The 14,770-nt window shown below is 66.0% G+C and carries 13 protein-coding genes and 2 riboswitches; of the genes, 6 read left to right on the top strand and 7 right to left on the bottom strand.

Going from position 1 to position 14,770, the window contains the following annotated elements; all coding sequences use genetic code 11:
* Nucleotides 1-7: 7 nt before the first annotated feature.
* Complete coding sequence (locus tag LRX75_RS04700) at nucleotides 8-1,111, bottom strand: saccharopine dehydrogenase family protein (RefSeq protein WP_231812325.1); 1,104 nt, start codon at nucleotides 1,109-1,111, stop codon at nucleotides 8-10.
* 116 nt (nucleotides 1,112-1,227) lie between these two features.
* Here LRX75_RS04700 and LRX75_RS04705 point away from each other — a divergent pair, with 116 nt between their 5' ends.
* Entirely contained in the window at nucleotides 1,228-1,659 is a 432-nt protein-coding gene (locus tag LRX75_RS04705) for an Lrp/AsnC family transcriptional regulator (RefSeq protein WP_113149789.1), read from the top strand.
* A gap of 79 nt (nucleotides 1,660-1,738) precedes the next feature.
* On the opposite strand, the gene ppa is transcribed toward LRX75_RS04705, so the two are convergent.
* Both ppa and LRX75_RS04715 read right to left on the bottom strand, forming a co-directional pair.
* A complete protein-coding gene (ppa, locus tag LRX75_RS04710) occupies nucleotides 1,739-2,272 on the bottom strand; it encodes an inorganic diphosphatase (RefSeq protein WP_092930802.1) in 534 nt (177 codons plus the stop codon).
* Nucleotides 2,273-2,454: 182 nt separating this feature from the next.
* Complete coding sequence (locus LRX75_RS04715; protein WP_231812327.1) at nucleotides 2,455-2,961, bottom strand: GNAT family N-acetyltransferase; 507 nt, start codon at nucleotides 2,959-2,961, stop codon at nucleotides 2,455-2,457.
* Nucleotides 2,962-3,407: 446 nt separating this feature from the next.
* Between LRX75_RS04715 and LRX75_RS04720 the strand changes: the two genes are divergently transcribed.
* Nucleotides 3,408-4,274: an RNA polymerase factor sigma-32 gene (locus LRX75_RS04720; RefSeq protein ID WP_092930798.1), complete on the top strand. Its 867-nt coding sequence runs from the start codon at nucleotides 3,408-3,410 to the stop codon at nucleotides 4,272-4,274.
* Nucleotides 4,275-4,339: 65 nt separating this feature from the next.
* Here LRX75_RS04720 and LRX75_RS04725 read toward each other — a convergent pair whose 3' ends face one another.
* The 4 genes from LRX75_RS04725 to thiB form a co-directional block, all read right to left on the bottom strand.
* Entirely contained in the window at nucleotides 4,340-5,860 is a 1,521-nt protein-coding gene (locus tag LRX75_RS04725; RefSeq protein WP_231812329.1) for a M48 family metalloprotease, read from the bottom strand.
* Nucleotides 5,861-6,124: 264 nt separating this feature from the next.
* Nucleotides 6,125-6,862, bottom strand: coding sequence for a thiamine ABC transporter ATP-binding protein (locus LRX75_RS04730; RefSeq protein WP_231812331.1), 738 nt, complete (start codon nucleotides 6,860-6,862; stop codon nucleotides 6,125-6,127).
* The gene (gene thiP, locus LRX75_RS04735) at nucleotides 6,859-8,481 is read right to left on the bottom strand and encodes a thiamine/thiamine pyrophosphate ABC transporter permease ThiP (RefSeq protein WP_269456073.1); all 1,623 of its coding nucleotides are present in this window, start codon (nucleotides 8,479-8,481) and stop codon (nucleotides 6,859-6,861) included. The genes LRX75_RS04730 and thiP overlap by 4 nt, the downstream gene beginning before the upstream one ends.
* A 31-nt stretch (nucleotides 8,482-8,512) precedes the next feature.
* The gene (thiB, locus tag LRX75_RS04740; RefSeq protein ID WP_231812484.1) at nucleotides 8,513-9,496 is read right to left on the bottom strand and encodes a thiamine ABC transporter substrate binding subunit; all 984 of its coding nucleotides are present in this window, start codon (nucleotides 9,494-9,496) and stop codon (nucleotides 8,513-8,515) included.
* 93 nt (nucleotides 9,497-9,589) lie between these two features.
* A riboswitch (TPP riboswitch) is annotated at nucleotides 9,590-9,720 on the bottom strand.
* Nucleotides 9,721-9,867: 147 nt separating this feature from the next.
* Between thiB and LRX75_RS04745 the strand changes: the two genes are divergently transcribed.
* The 4 genes from LRX75_RS04745 (at nucleotide 9,868) to LRX75_RS04760 (ending at nucleotide 14,599) form a co-directional block, all read left to right on the top strand.
* Nucleotides 9,868-10,518, top strand: coding sequence for a thiamine diphosphokinase (locus tag LRX75_RS04745; RefSeq protein ID WP_231812335.1), 651 nt, complete (start codon nucleotides 9,868-9,870; stop codon nucleotides 10,516-10,518).
* Nucleotides 10,519-10,520: 2 nt separating this feature from the next.
* Nucleotides 10,521-12,356, top strand: a complete 1,836-nt coding sequence (locus LRX75_RS04750) for an ABC-F family ATP-binding cassette domain-containing protein (protein ID WP_231812337.1) — start codon at nucleotides 10,521-10,523, stop codon at nucleotides 12,354-12,356.
* A 57-nt stretch (nucleotides 12,357-12,413) separates the two neighbouring features.
* A riboswitch (SAM riboswitch) is annotated at nucleotides 12,414-12,491 on the top strand.
* 49 nt (nucleotides 12,492-12,540) lie between these two features.
* Nucleotides 12,541-13,464, top strand: a complete 924-nt coding sequence (gene metA, locus LRX75_RS04755) for a homoserine O-acetyltransferase MetA (RefSeq protein ID WP_231812339.1) — start codon at nucleotides 12,541-12,543, stop codon at nucleotides 13,462-13,464.
* Between the two features lie 130 nt (nucleotides 13,465-13,594).
* A complete protein-coding gene (locus LRX75_RS04760) occupies nucleotides 13,595-14,599 on the top strand; it encodes an aldose epimerase family protein (protein WP_231812486.1) in 1,005 nt (334 codons plus the stop codon).
* The last annotated feature ends 171 nt before the right edge of the window (nucleotides 14,600-14,770 follow it).

Consider the following 14,770-nt stretch of genomic DNA (forward strand, 5'->3'; position numbering starts at 1 on the left):
GGGTCGTTCAGCCTGCCAGCTTCTCGGTGAAGCGGCTGTCGGCATAGTGACGGCCGAAGCGGTTTGCGAGGAAGGCGTCGAGGGCGATATCCTCCTGGCGGATAAACCCTGTGGCGGGCAGGTCGCCGGCAGACAGCATGTCGAGCACGGCGCAGATGCTGGCGGCCGTCGTGATCTGGATCGCGCTCATCATCCGCCCGGCCACAACGCTGCTATAGATCTTGTTGGCGTAGGTTTCCTGCACCAGCCGCCCGTCGCGATGGCCGGAGACGGTGACGAAGACGATGACCACGTCCTGCGTGGTCGCCGGCAACGCGTTTTCCAGAATGTCCTTCAGCACCTCGCGGCGGTGGCGCAGGCCGAGATCGTTGAGCAGCGCCTTCATGATCGCGGCGTGGCCGGGATAGCGGATCGTACGGTAGTTCAGGGTTCGCACGCGGCCGGCAAGGCTCTCGCAGAGCGTGCCGAGGCCGCCCGAGGTGTTGAACGCCTCGTAGGTGACGCCGTCGAGCGAGAATTCCTCCCGCTCCTCCAGCGCCGGTACGGCTGTCAGCCGGCCCTCGACGATGGCTTCGCAGGGCTCGATATATTCGTTGATGACGCCGTCCGTGCTCCAGGTCAGGTTGTAGTTGAGCGCGTTGGACGGGTATTGCGGCAGGGCGCCGACGCGCATGCGCACGCTGTCGAGCGTGTCGAAGCGGGCCGCGAGATCCTGCGCGACGATGGAGATGAAGCCCGGGGCGAGGCCGCACTGGGGAATGAACGCGCTGGTCGCGCCCTCGGCCAGACGCTTGACCTGACGCGTGGATTCCACGTCTTCCGTCAGGTCCAGATAGTGCACGCTGCAGCGTGCGGCGGACGCGGCGATCTCGACGGTGAGGTGGAAGGGGGCGGCGCTGAGGACGGCGAACGCGCCGGTCAGCAATGCATCCATGGCGTCGGCATCGGCGATATCGACGGTTCTGACCGAAAGCGCCGGATGGGCCGGAAGCCGCGCCAGCTGCGCCTCGCTCCGGTCGGCCACGATAACGGCATAGTCGCCGGAGGTCGCGAGCAGGTGTGCGATGGTGGCGCCGATCTTGCCGGCTCCGATGACGATGATGGTCTTCATGCTGTTCCCCTTCTGGACTTTGTCCCCAGCATGCATTGCACGGCTGTTGTCCAGAAGCGCCGATTCGTGCAAAAGACAGGATTGTTTTCGGCATTTCGCCGTGGGGATTGGTCGATATGGGTGTTTCCGACAGCGATCGCAGCCTTCTTGCGCTGCTTGGCGAAAATGCGCGCATGCCGACAGCCGTGCTGGCCCGCAGGCTCGGTCTGTCGCGTACCACCGTTCAGGCGCGGCTGGAGCGACTGGAGCGGGACGGGGTGATCACCGGCTATGGCGTCCGCCTCTCCAGCGACTACGAGCGCGGGCTGGTGCGGGCGCATATCCTCATCACGCTCGCGGCCCGGGCACTGCCGCGCGTCACGCGCGATCTGGAAGCGATGCAGGCGGTGCGCATCGTCCATTCGGTCAGCGGCAGCTTCGACCTCATCGCCATCGTCGAGGCCGCCTCGATCAGCGCGCTCGACCTCGTCATCGACCGGATCGGGACGATCGAGGGGGTGGAGAAGACCCTGTCGTCCATCGTGCTGTCGACGCGGATCAGCCGCTGAAAGCGCGGCCTCCGGCCCCATGAAAAAAGCCGCGTCCCCTGCGAGACGCGGCTTTTCGAATACGGATAGGGAGGAGACCTTACTTGACGGTCTTTGCGCGCTCGATCGCTTCGACGATCAGCTGGCGGGCGACGGTCGCGTCCTTCCAGCCGAAGATCTTGACCCACTTGCCGGGCTCCAGATCCTTGTAGTGTTCGAAGAAGTGCTCGATCTGCTGCAGGGTGATTTCCGGCAGGTCGGTATATTCCTTGACCTTGTCGTACCGCTTGGTCAGGTGCGCGCTCGGCACGGCGATGATCTTTTCATCCTTGCCGGAATTGTCTTCCATCATCATCACGCCAATCGGGCGGACGTTGATGACACAGCCGGGAACGAGCGGGCGCGTGCTGGCGATGAGGACGTCGATCGGGTCGCCATCGTCCGACAGCGTGTGCGGCACGAAGCCGTAATTGCCCGGATAGGTCATGGGCGTATAGAGAAAGCGGTCGACGACGAGCGTGCCGGCTTCCTTGTCCATCTCGTACTTGATCGGATGACCGCCAACGGGAACCTCCACGATGACATTGATGTCTTCCGGCGGGTTCTTTCCGATCGAGATTGCGTCAATACGCATGAAGCCTCCATGCTCCTGAAGTGGGACTGACGTCCGATAAAGCCAAACCTGCCGTTGTGCAATATCAGCGGCGGTCTGAAGCGTTCATTTGTAGGCAAAGAGGTTAAAGAGCGGACATTTCGTCGATTCCGGGTCTGCGCGCAAACCCGGCGGCGCCATTCGTCGCGCTTTCCGGAGCGCCGTCAGTTCCAGACGTAGCCGATCTTCTTCAGGCTCTTGCCGCCGAAATCCTCCATGCCTTCGCAGATGTCGCGGCCGCCGGCATTGCGGAAGAAGCGGCCGGCGTGCGCGCAATCGTCCAGGCACCAGACGACCAGGCCGCGGCAGCCGAGCGACGTCAGCAGGCTGCTCGCCTCGCCGAAGAGGATGCGGCCGAGACCGATGCCCTGATATTCCGGGCGGAAGTAGATCTCGTAGACCTCGCCCTCCTGCGGCAGGGCCCGGGCGCGCGACAGGCCGAGCGTTGCATAGCCGGCGATGACGCCGGCAACCTCGATGATCAGCAGCGTCGAGGGGCCGCCGGTCGCCTTGCGCCACCAAGCCGCATTGCGGCGATCGACCATTTCGTTGAGCGGGCGATGGGGGATGAGGCCGGAATAGGTCTGCAGCCAGGAGAGGCGGTGAACCTGGGAAATTTCGGCGGCGTCTCTCGGCAGGCCGGGGCGCACTTCGATGGACAATGTCTTCATGTTGCGCGTCGACCCTGTCCGTCCCATCTTCGTCACGCCGCGGCATCCTGCCCGGCAGCGGCGAAATTAACGGTATTTTAACGAGATCGGCAAGCGCGAATTCGCACTGCGCACAAGGCATCGTTTGTGATGTCGGGCGGGCGGCAGGGCGCAGGAGGACGGGTCGGAGTCGAAGCCAGCGGTGACCGGACCTCACAAATTCGCCGCGACGCTGCACATCGGCGTTGGCGGACGGAACTTTTGTGAAAAGCAGGCGTTATGAAACGTCCGATCGACTGGCCAAGCGCCCGGTTGGGCCCAGATCGAACCGATGTCCATCCGCTTGGCGTCGTCTCATACAACAGAATTAGGGCGTCTCGATTGCAGGTCAAGTCTTCCACCCTCGCAATACCGTCTCCCCAAGCCCAGCCCGGAGGCACGGTCACGTGCCCGTCATGGAGTAGCCAATGAAAAATCTTTCTGCAGACAGGCGCATGATCAAGATTGCCATGGCGGCTCCCTATCTGGAGCGGGGCGAGGAGCAGCTTCTGGCGCAGGCCTGGAAGGACAATCAGGATCAGGACGCGCGCAACAAGATCGCAATGGCGCATATGCGCCTCGTCATCTCTATGGCTGCAAAGTTCCGGCACTTCGGCCTGCCGATGAGCGATCTCGTGCAGGAGGGCCATATCGGTCTCCTGGAAGCCGCCGCCCGTTTCGAGCCGAGCCGCGACGTCCGCTTCTCGACCTACGCCACCTGGTGGATCCGGGCCTCCATGCAGGATTACGTCCTGCGCAACTGGTCGATCGTGCGCGGCGGGACGTCCTCGGCTCAGAAGGCGCTCTTCTTCAACCTGCGGCGCCTGCGCGCCAAGCTGGCCCAGGGCAACAGCCAGCTGACGGCGCGCGCCGTTCATGAGGAAATCGCCTCGGCCCTCGGCGTCAGCCTTGCCGACGTGCAGACCATGGATGCCCGCCTGTCCGGCAGCGACTCTTCCCTACAGGCGCCGATCTCCTCGGGCGATGCCGACAGCGGCGAGCGCCTCGACCTTCTCGCCTGCGCGGCCCCCCTGCCGGACGAGCAGGTCACCGACATGATCGATCAGGAGCGGCGCAAGAACTGGCTCGGCCATGCGCTGGAGCAGCTGAACGACCGCGAAATGAAGATCATCCGCGCCCGCCGTCTGTCGGAAGACAGCGCGACGCTCGAGGAACTCGGCGCCGATCTCGGCATTTCCAAGGAACGCGTCCGTCAGATCGAGACGCGGGCCCTGGAAAAGCTGAAGGTCGCTCTCGTCGCCCAGGCTCCGGAACTGGCGCTGACGGCCCATTAAGACCGATCGACGACAGATGAAAACGAAAAAGCCCGCCACACCGGTGGGCTTTTTCGTGCGGGCCTCTACTCCGAAATGATCTTGATGCGGTCGCCGGGCTTGATGGTCGAGGTGATCTGCAGGGCGTTGATCAGGCGAAAGAGATCGAGCTTGCGGTCGGTGCCCATCATGCGGGCCGACAGGGTCGCCAGCGTATCGCCGGGGGCGACGGTGATCACGCGGATGCGCAGGGGCTTCAGCGCGGCGGCTTCCTGGGGGCTCATGCGGCGGAACGAGTTGCGCAGCACATCGGCCGTCGGCTCCAGCGACGGCATGCCCTTGGGCACCGCCGTCAGGAAGCGGTAGATCTGCGTGTCGATCCGCAGCACCGTCACGTCGAAATCCCAGCGCTCGGCCGAGGCGCGGGCGGTCGCGGCCTCCAGCCCGTTGATGGTGATGGCGTGGATCGTTTCCGGCTGCAGGCCGGTGACCCAGCCGCTGGCGATATAGTCGGTCAGGCTGCGATGCTGGGTATCGGCCACGCCGTCGAAGCGGATGGCGATCTCGCCGGGGCCGGTTGCGAGCACCGCTTCCGCCTTGTTGTCGATCTGGAAGCCTGCGGGCACGTCGAAGCGGATGCCGAGCTTGCCATGCAGGAAGGTCTGTCCGCGGACATAGCCCTCCTGCGGGCTGTCGCCATAGAGCAGGCCGTCGATGCCATCGAGGAAATAGTCGCGGCCCCGGTCGCCGGTCGTGCCCTCGGGGCCGAAGGCGCGGGCGTGGCGGCGGGCGAGCTCCACGCGCTGCGGCGCGTTCGGGTGGCTCGACAGGAAGTCCATGCTCTGGTCGTTTTCCGGGTCCACCGAGGAGAACCGGCTATAGGCGGCCATGGCATCGAGAAAGCGTGCGGCGGCATAGGGGTCGTAGCCCGCTTCGCCCAGCATGCGCACGCCGATCACGTCGGCCTGCAGCTCCTGGTTTCGCGAGAAGGCGGCGAGCCGCAACTTGCCGCGAGCAAGCGCCTGTTTGCCGGCAAGGTCGCTCGAGAGAACCTCCGACACGACGCGGCTGGCGATGACCTCGGCTTCCTCGCGCTGCTGGCGCTGGATGCCGTGATTGGCGGTGACGTGCGCCATCTCGTGCGAGAGCACGGCAGCGACCTCGGAGGCGTCGTCGGCCAGCGCCAGCAGGCCACGCGTGACGTAGAGATAGCCGCCGGGCAGGGCGAAGGCATTAATGGCCGGAGAGTTCAACAGCGTGATGCGATAGGACTGGTTGGGATTTTCGGACACGGCCGTCAGGGCGCCGGTAATGCGGGCGACCAGCCGCTCGGTCTTCTCGTCCTTGTATTCGCCGCCGTAGCTCGCGACGATTCGCGGATGTTCGCGGGCGCCCATCTGCGCGCGGGGATCGTTCTTCTGAACCTCGTCGACGATCTGCGGCGTGGCGGAGGGGGAGACGCTCGGCTCGTAGCTCTGTTCGATGGCGGTCTGGCAACCGGCGAGCGCCAGCAGAGCGAGGCCGGCGACGGACGCGCGCAGGGTGCTTGCAATGCCACGGGCCGACAGGTGCCCGCCGTTCCGCTCGTTCCGCTCGTTCACCGTCATGCCTCAGCCCATCTTCGCGTCCGGCGGCGTGCCGAACGCTCTTGCGGCAGTTCCGGCAGAGCCGCCCTACATCCTGGGATACGTGCAATCGCTCCGTTTCCCAGAGCCCGATCTAGCCTATTCGTGCCGCCCATGCCTACTGCATAATTCCGCAAAGCCGGTCGGTTTGCGGAAAAAAGCTGCCGTTCTCCGCCGGGCCGGCCCGGCTCCATCGCGGGTGCCACAGGCGGACGGTCAAATTGTGGCATGGGCGCCGGATGCGGTTCAGGCACCTTTCGACGGGACGCCAAGGAAGCGGGCGACGGCTGCCGGTTCGCTCCGGCGCAGGAAGGCGTCGGCCTCTTCGTGGAGCGCGACCCTGCCGTCGTCGAGGAAGAGCACCCGGTCGGCGAGGCGACGCACGTCGTCGGCATGGTGCGTGACGAGGAGGATCGTGCTGGCCTCCTTCGCCTGCAAGGCCGCCAGAAGATCTCCCATTTCCTGCCGCAAGCCCGGGTCGAGTGCGGCGAAGGGTTCGTCGAGCAGCAGGATCGGGCGCCGGCGCACGAGGGCGCGGGCGAGCGCCACCCGCTGCCGTTCGCCGCCCGACAGCGTCGGCGGCAGGCGCCGTTCGAAACCCGCAAGCCCGACATCCCCCAGCGCCTGTTCGATCTGTGCGCGATCATCGCCGTCCAGCGTTAGGGACGGGCTGATGCCGAGGCCGATATTGGTCGCGATGTCGAGATGGGCAAAGAGATTGTGCTCCTGGAAGATGACCGAGACCGGGCGGAGCGCGGGCGGGATCGGGGTCGCGTCCGCGCCCAGAATGCTGACACGGCCTGCGTCCGGCGTCTCGAAACCGGCGACGAGGTTGAGCAGGGTGGATTTGCCGGAGCCGGAGGCGCCGGTGACGGCCGTGATCCTGCCGCGCTCGATGGCGGCATCGAAGAGAAGCGTGCGCGGGACGGGATGGCCGGGGAAGCGGACCGCGACGTTCTCGAGACGTATGGCGAGGGTTGTCACGATGCACGCTCCCTCAGGCTTTCGCGGGCGGTTCCAAGGATGGTGAGGGCGACGCAGACGAAGCCGAGAAGAAGGGCGAGGCCGGCGGCGTCCGTCGTGCGGTAGCTGCCCATGCGGCTGTAGAGCAGGTAGGGCAGGGTGACCATATCCTGCGAGCCGAACAGCGCGACGGCGCCCAGATCGCCCAGCGACAGGGCTGCGGCGAAGGAGAGCGCCATGAGCAGCGGGCGGCGCAGGCCCGGCCAGTCGATCAGCACGATGCGGGACCAGCCGGATATGCCGAGGCTCGTCGTCAGCCGTCCCGTGCGGGCGGCATGGGTTGCGATGGCCGGGGCCAGCACGCGGGTGACGAAGGGCAGCGCCATCAGCGTGTTGATGAGCGTGACGACCGCCGGTGCGAAGCGGGCGACGTCGCCGAACGGTCGCAGCAGCAGAAACCATCCTGCCCCTATGACGACCGGCGGCACGAGAAGGACCAGCGACGTGCCGGCGGCGACGCTGCCCGAAAACAGATGGGCGAAGCGGCCCGGCCGGCGCTGCGACAGCAGGATCTGGCGCGTGGTCAGCATGATGGTGGCCAGCGCCACCGACAAGGCCGCCGACACCGCAGCGATGCCGAGGCTGGTGACGAGTGCGCGATGGACCTGGGCGTCGGATGCCAGTTTGCCGAGGTCGGAGGCCAGGCCCGAAACGAGGACGGAGGCGAGTGGTGCCGCGACGAAGAGGGCGGCGAGCGCAATGACGAGGCCATCGGCGAGAATGGCCGAGCGTGACCGGCCATCGAAGCGGCGCACCGGCCGGCCGGTCGTGAAGCCCTCCGTTGCGGGCGGGGTCATCCAGCGAAGAACGAGCAGGAGCACGGCCGTCACCGCGATCTGCAGCGCGGAAAGCGCGATGGCACGCGGGGGATCGAAGTCGAACCGCAGGGCCTGATAGATCGCGACCTCCAGCGTGCTGGCGGCAGGGCCGCCGCCGAGCGTCAGCACCAGCGTGAAGCTGGTGGCGCACAGCATGAAGATCAGGCCGGCCATGCCCGACAGCAGGCCGCGGATGACCGGCCATGCGATGAAGCGAAAGAGAGAAAGGCCGGACAGTCCGAGATTGGCGGAGACCAGCCAGTATTCGCCGGGGATGCGCTCCAGCCCCGACAGCAGCAGCCTGACGGCCAGCGGCATGTTGAAGAAGACATGGGCGACGAGAATGCCGGCCAGACCGTAGATCGCGACTGGCCGGTCGAGATCGAGCAGGGCGAAGACGTCATTGACCACGCCCTGCCGGCCCCAGATGCCGACGATGCCGAGCGCGGCGACCAGCGCCGGCAGGCCGAGCGGTAGCGCCATCAGCCGGATGATCCAGATGCGGCCCGGAAAGCGCCGCCGCCGGGCGAGCGCCAAGGCCACGGGGATGGCGAAGGCGATCGACAGGAGCGTGGAAAGGCCGGCCTGGATGAGCGTGAAGCGGGCGACCCGCCAGACATAGGCATCGAAAACAGGGGCATGGAAGACACCGCCTGTGGCTCCGGTCTCCGCGCCGGTCGCGGCCAAGGCGAGCGCGAGGATGGCGGCGCCGACGAAGAGCGCGATGCCGAGAATGCCGGCCACGCCGAGCGTCCGCGTCAGACGGCGATCGCGAGCGGCGGGCACGGGACGATCAGTTCCGGCTCATGGCAGCCAGCCATTCGTCGATCCAGGCCTTGCGGTTCGCAGCGACATCCTCCGGGCTCATCAGGAAGGTCGTCTTGGGCTTAACCAGCTTTGAGAAAGCCTCCGGCAGCGGCTCGCTGGGCTGTGCCACCGGCATCATCCAGTTGGTGGTGGGCAGGATGGCCTGCGCCTGCGGGCCGTCGAGGAAGGCGAGGAAGGCCTTGGCGAGCGCGGGGTCGCGGGCGGCCTTCGTCATGCCGGCCACCTCGATCTGGATATAGTGCCCCTCGGCGAATTCCGCCGCCTGATAGCGGTCGCTGCTTTCGGACACCATGTGATAGGCGGGCGAGGTCGTGTAGGAGAGAACCATGGGCGCTTCGCCCTTGGTGAAGAAGCCGTAGGCTTCCGACCAGCCGGGCGTGACGGTGAGGATGCGGTCCTTCAGCTTGCTCCAGGCTTCGCCGGACCGGTCGCCATAGATGGACTTCACCCAGAGCAGCAGGCCGAGGCCCGGCGTCGAGGTGCGGGGGTCCTCGATGACGATCTTGTCCTTCGCGCCGCCCTCGACCAGCTCCTTCAGGCTCTTGGGCGGGTTCTTCAGCGTCTGCGTGTCGTAGACGAAGGCGAAGTGGCCGTAATCATAGGGCACGAAGCTGTCGTCCGAAAAGCCGCCGGGAACGGTGAGCGCGGAGGTGTCGAGGCCATGCGGGGCGAAGAAGCCGGTGGCCTTGGCCTCGGCGACGAGGTTGGTGTCGAGGCCGACGACGACATCCGCCTTGGAGGCGGGGCCTTCGAGCTTCAGCCGCGTCAGCAGCTCCACGCCATCGGCGACGCTGACATAGGTGAGCGTGCAGTCGCAGGTCTTCTCGAAGCTCTCGGCGATCTTGGGGCCGGGGCCCCATTCGCTGGTGAAGCTCTCATAGGTGTAGACGGTCAGCGTCTTCTTCTCTGCGGCACCGGCGGGTTGGGCGCCGGCGAGGGAAAGCATCATGCCCCCGGCGAGAAGGAAGGTGGTCGTGGTGGTGAAAAGCCAAGTGCCGCGCATGCGCGCCTCCTTCAGGATACAGGTTTCAAGGGGAGTAGCGCTTGCGAGCCGTCTAATCCCTCCGCCGGTGCTAGCCGGATCAGGTTCCGCGGGTTGGCGTTTCGCGCCTCTCAGCCCGTCGTCCCGCAACGACGGATCGTCGCGTTGGAAGGGCACCCCGTTAGAGCATGCCAAGATCTAGACGCGGTCCCGCCCCTTGGCAAGATCCAAGGTCGCAGGATGCCTCGGTGCGCGAGCGCCCGTGCCCTCCCGCATCTTTGGGGCTTTTGCGCCCTTTGACCTTTGCCTCCGGGCCGGCTTCGCGCTATGGCAGCGCGATGACCGCAACCGCATTCACCATCCTGCTCGGCGGGCCGCTGACGATGACCGACCGGCTGGCCGCGCAGCTGGCCGGAACGCGCGTCATCGCGGCGGATGGCGGCATGCGGCATGCGGGGGCCATCGGGCGGACGCCGGAACTCTGGGTCGGCGATTTCGACTCGACGCCGGACGCGCTGATCGCGGCCTGGCCGAACGTTCCGCGCGAGCCCTATCCGCCGGCCAAGAACGAGACCGATGGCGAGATTGCCGTGGCGGCGGCGCGGATGCGCGGCGCGCGGCGGCTGATCCTGGCCGGCGCGCTCGGCGGCGAGCGCAGCGACCATGCCTTCCAGCACCTGCTGCACGGGCTGCACCTTGCCGAAACCGGGCTCGACGTGCTGCTGACCTCGGGCGAGGAGGAGGCGGTGCCGCTGCTGCCCGGCATCACCGAGGTCCACCTGCCGAAAGGCTGTCTCTTCTCCGTGCTCGGTCTCGATGCGCTGACCGATCTTTCCATTGCCGGCGCGCGCTATGCGCTCGACCGTTTCGCGGTGCCCTTCGGGTCGTCGCGCACCCTTTCCAACGTGGCGGAAGGACCCGTGCAGCTGACGCTCGGCACGGGCCGCGCGATGCTTCTCGCCCGCCCCCTCGACATGACAGGAGCCTGACCATGGCGCCGCCCATTCTGAAACTCGACGATATTGTGCTGACCTTCGGCGGCACGCCGCTCCTGAACGGCGCGGCGCTGCAGGTGGAGCCGGGCGACCGGATCTGCCTCGTCGGTCGCAACGGCTCGGGCAAATCGACGCTGCTGAAGATCGCTGCCGGGCTGATCGAGCCGCAGTCGGGCGAGGTGTTCCGGCATCCCTCCTCCACCGTGCGCTATCTGGAACAGGCGCCGGACTTCGGGGCCTACACCACCGTGCAGGCCTATGCCGAAGCGGGGCTCGGGCCGGGCGACGATCCCTATCGCGTCACCTATCTCCTCTCGCATCTCGGCCTGAGCGGCGAGGAAAACCCGAACGATCTCTCCGGCGGCGAGGCGCGGCGCGCGGCCCTGGCCCGGGTGCTGGCGCCCGAGCCCGACATTCTGATGCTCGACGAACCGACCAACCACCTCGACCTGCCGACCATCGAATGGCTGGAAGGCGAGCTGCAGAAGACACGCAGCGCGCTCATCCTCATCTCGCACGACCGTCGCTTTCTGGAAAAGGTCTCGACCGCCACCGTCTGGCTCGACCGCGGCACCTCGCGCCGGCTCGACCGTGGCTTCGGCCAGTTCGAGGCCTGGCGCGACCAGGTGCTGGAGCAGGAAGAGCTGGAGCAGCACAAGCTCGGCAAGCAGATCGAGCGGGAAGAGCACTGGCTGCGCTACGGCGTGACGGCCCGGCGCAAGCGCAACATGCGCCGCCTCGGCGCGCTGCAGGATCTGCGCTCCAACTATCGCGGCCACAAGGGGCCGCAGGGTTCGGTGCAGGCCAGCGTGTCCGACGCGCAGGAATCCGGCAAGCTGGTGATCGAAGCGGAGAAGATCACCAAGGCCTATGGCCCGCGCACCATCGTCGCGCCCTTCTCCATCCGGGTGCATCGCGGCGACTGCATCGGTCTCGTCGGTCCGAACGGCGCCGGCAAGACGACGCTTCTGAAGATGCTGACCGGTCAGCTGACGCCCGACGAGGGCAAGGTGAAGCTCGGCACCAATCTGGAGATCGCCACGCTCGACCAGAAGCGCGAGGACCTGAACCTCGAGGATACGCTGGCCAACTACCTGACCGACGGACGCGGCGAGACGCTGCTGGTCAATGGCGAGCAGCGGCATGTGACCGGCTACATGAAGGAGTTCCTGTTCCAGCCCGAGCAGGCGCGCACGCCGATCAAGAACCTCTCCGGCGGCGAGCGGGCCCGGCTGATGCTGGCGCGCATTCTGTCGCGCCCGACGAACCTTCTCATCCTCGACGAACCGACGAACGACCTCGACATCGAGACGCTCGATCTCCTGCAGGAGATCGTCGCGGGCTTCGCCGGCACCGTCATCCTCGTCAGCCACGACCGCGACTTCCTCGACCGCACGGTGACCTCCACCATCGCGCCGGCCGACCCGGAGGCCCCGGACGGTCGCTGGATCGAATATGCCGGCGGCTATTCCGACATGATGGTGCAGCGCAAGGGCGTGGCCGACGAACGCAAGCGCGCCGAGAAGGCGGAGAAGGCCCGCCAGAGCGGTTCCGTTTCGACAGCCGGTGCCGGCGGTACAGGGAAAGCGGCCAAGGGAAAGCTCTCCTTCAAGCAGAAGTTTGCGCTGGAGACCCTGCCGAAGGAAATGGAGAAGGCGCAGGGCGAGATCGCGAAGCGCGAGGCCGAGATGGCCGATCCGAAGCTCTTCACCAAGAATCCGGCCCGGTTCGCAGCCCTTGCCGCCGAGCTCGAAAAACTGCGCGCCTCCATCGAGACCATGGAGGGCGAGTGGCTGGAACTGGAAATGCTGCGCGAGGAGCTGGAGGGCTGACGACCCCGCGGCGGCCCGTTGCGCGTCATCCTTGATTCGCGAAGGCATCGGGTCTATGACGGACGCCGTGGTGATTTGGCCGGCCGGCTTGCAGCCACGTTAAACAAGTCGCTAAAGGGCCGTGGGACGATGTTTCGCCCGCTCCCCTCCATTTCGGCCGGTGTCGTTATTCCGAGTGAAGCCGATGCCCATCAAGATACCCGATACGCTGCCCGCCTTCGAAACCCTCGTCTCCGAGGGCGTGCGGGTGATGACCGAAACGGCCGCCATCCGCCAGGATATCCGGCCGCTGCAGATCGGGCTTCTCAATCTCATGCCGAACAAGATCAAGACCGAGGTGCAGATGGCGCGCCTCGTCGGCGCCTCGCCGCTGCAGGTGGAGTTCACGCTGATCCGGCTCGGCAGCCACAAGGCGAAGAACACGTCGGAAGATCACCTGCTCGCCTTCTACGAGACGTTCGAGGATGTGCGTGAGCGGCATTTCGACGGGCTGATCATCACCGGTGCGCCCGTGGAGACGCTGCCTTTCGAGGAGGTGACCTACTGGGAGGAGATGCAGCAGATCTTCGACTGGACGCACACGCATGTCCATTCGACGCTCAATATCTGCTGGGGCGCGATGGCGGCGATCTATCATTTCCATGGCGTGCCGAAGCATGCGCTGCGGGAAAAGGCCTTCGGCGTCTATACGCACCACAATCTCAATCCGTCTTCGGTCTATCTCAGCGGCTTCTCCGACGATTTTCAGATCCCCGTCTCCCGCTGGACCGAGGTGCGGCGCGAGGATATCGAGACGGTGCCGGGGCTCGAGATCCTGATGGAATCCGACGAGATGGGCGTCTGCTTCGTGCACGAAAAGGCCGGCAACCGCCTCTATGTGTTCAACCATGTGGAATATGATTCGACGTCGCTGTCGGACGAGTATTTCCGCGACGTGAATGCCGGCGTGCCGATCAAGATGCCGTATAACTATTTCCCCCACAACGATCCGGACCTGCCGCCGCAGAACCGCTGGCGCAGCCATGCGCATCTGCTGTTCGGCAACTGGATCAACGATATCTACCAGACGACGCCCTACGAGCTGGCGGAGATCGGCCGGGGCCGCTGACAGGTTTCGCGCGCCGTCAGGCGCGTACGGAAGATTCCGCGATCGACGCGGGGAGACGACGCGGTCGGCGGTGCCTGGGGCATCGCGACCGGACAAGAGCGAGGACCATATCTTGACCAGCAACACTGCCATGGAGATTTTCGGCCATCTGAAGACGGGCGAGCCCGTGCACCGCGTGACGATCCGCGGGGGCGGGCTGACGGCGAACGTCATCTCCTGGGGCGCCGTCATTCAGGACCTGCGGCTCGAGGGGCATGCCCCGCCGCTGGTGCTCGGCTTCGAGGCCTTCGACGATTACCCGGCCTACTCCTCCTATTTCGGCGCGACGCCCGGCCGTTCGGCCAACCGCATCGGGCACGGCCGCTTCACGATCGACGGCGAGGACTTTCAGCTGGAGCTGAACGAGAACGGCGTGACGCATCTGCATGGCGGCAGCGACGGCATTGCCAAGCGCCTCTGGACCATCGTCGACCTCACCGAGGATTCGGTTTCGCTCAAGATCGTCGATCCCGCGGGCCGCGCCGGCTATCCCGGCACCTGCGAGATCAATGCGACCTACCGGCTGTCCGGCCATGGCTGCCTGAGCGTCACCTATACGGCGACGACGGACACGCCGACGATCGCCAATCTCTGCCAGCACACCTATTTCAACCTCGACGGCCGTGCCGACACGCTCGGCCACGACATCATGATCGCCGCCGACCACTACCTGCCGACGGACGAGAATCAGGTTCCGACCGGCGAGATCGCCCCGGTCGAGGGTACGGTCTTTGATCTGCGGGAGATGTCGTCCATGCGCCGGCAGACCGAGGGGGAGAAGGTGCTCTACGACCATAATTTCTGCCTGTCGCCGGAGCGCGGCCCCAAGCGCTCCGCGGCCCTCGTCCGCAGCATCGATTCGGGCGTTGCGCTCGAAGTGCGCACGACGGAGCCCGGCGTCCAGTTCTATTCCGGCTTCAAGCTGAAGACGGCGGTGCCGGGTCTCGAAGGCCGCACCTATGGGCCGTTCGCCGGCTTCTGCCTGGAAACCCAGATCTGGCCCGACGCCGTCAACCACGAGGCTTTCCCGAACGCCATCCTGCGCCCCGGCGAAACGCTGCGCCAGGAGACGGATTACATCTTTTCAAAGAGCTGAGCTGTCCGCAGTGCGTCCATCCGGGCGCATTGCGGCGCACGCCATGCATCATCCCCGAACCGGACCGGCGTCGGGGATGATCGCGGCAAAGTCGTCTGAAAGAACAGGGGATGCAGTGTCGGAGAGCGGCGATGTCCGGCATTCGACGTGCTGGATCGGCACGAGACACGG

The sequence above is a fragment of the Rhizobium quercicola genome, assembly GCF_021168455.1.
Classification (GTDB): Bacteria; Pseudomonadota; Alphaproteobacteria; order Rhizobiales; family Rhizobiaceae; genus Ferranicluibacter; species Ferranicluibacter quercicola.

Excerpts from the sequence above, each read along its gene's own strand:
- LRX75_RS04700 (WP_231812325.1), bottom strand. The coding sequence starts at position 1,111 with ATGAAGACCATCATCGTCATCGGAGCCGGCAAGATCGGCGCCACCATC.
- LRX75_RS04705 (WP_113149789.1), top strand. The coding sequence starts at position 1,228 with ATGGGTGTTTCCGACAGCGATCGCAGCCTTCTTGCGCTGCTTGGCGAA.
- ppa (WP_092930802.1), bottom strand. The coding sequence starts at position 2,272 with ATGCGTATTGACGCAATCTCGATCGGAAAGAACCCGCCGGAAGACATC.
- LRX75_RS04715 (WP_231812327.1), bottom strand. The coding sequence starts at position 2,961 with ATGAAGACATTGTCCATCGAAGTGCGCCCCGGCCTGCCGAGAGACGCC.
- LRX75_RS04720 (WP_092930798.1), top strand. The coding sequence starts at position 3,408 with ATGAAAAATCTTTCTGCAGACAGGCGCATGATCAAGATTGCCATGGCG.
- LRX75_RS04725 (WP_231812329.1), bottom strand. The coding sequence starts at position 5,860 with ATGACGGTGAACGAGCGGAACGAGCGGAACGGCGGGCACCTGTCGGCC.
- thiB (WP_231812484.1), bottom strand. The coding sequence starts at position 9,496 with ATGATGCTTTCCCTCGCCGGCGCCCAACCCGCCGGTGCCGCAGAGAAG.
- LRX75_RS04745 (WP_231812335.1), top strand. The coding sequence starts at position 9,868 with ATGACCGCAACCGCATTCACCATCCTGCTCGGCGGGCCGCTGACGATG.
- LRX75_RS04750 (WP_231812337.1), top strand. The coding sequence starts at position 10,521 with ATGGCGCCGCCCATTCTGAAACTCGACGATATTGTGCTGACCTTCGGC.
- metA (WP_231812339.1), top strand. The coding sequence starts at position 12,541 with ATGCCCATCAAGATACCCGATACGCTGCCCGCCTTCGAAACCCTCGTC.
- LRX75_RS04760 (WP_231812486.1), top strand. The coding sequence starts at position 13,595 with ATGGAGATTTTCGGCCATCTGAAGACGGGCGAGCCCGTGCACCGCGTG.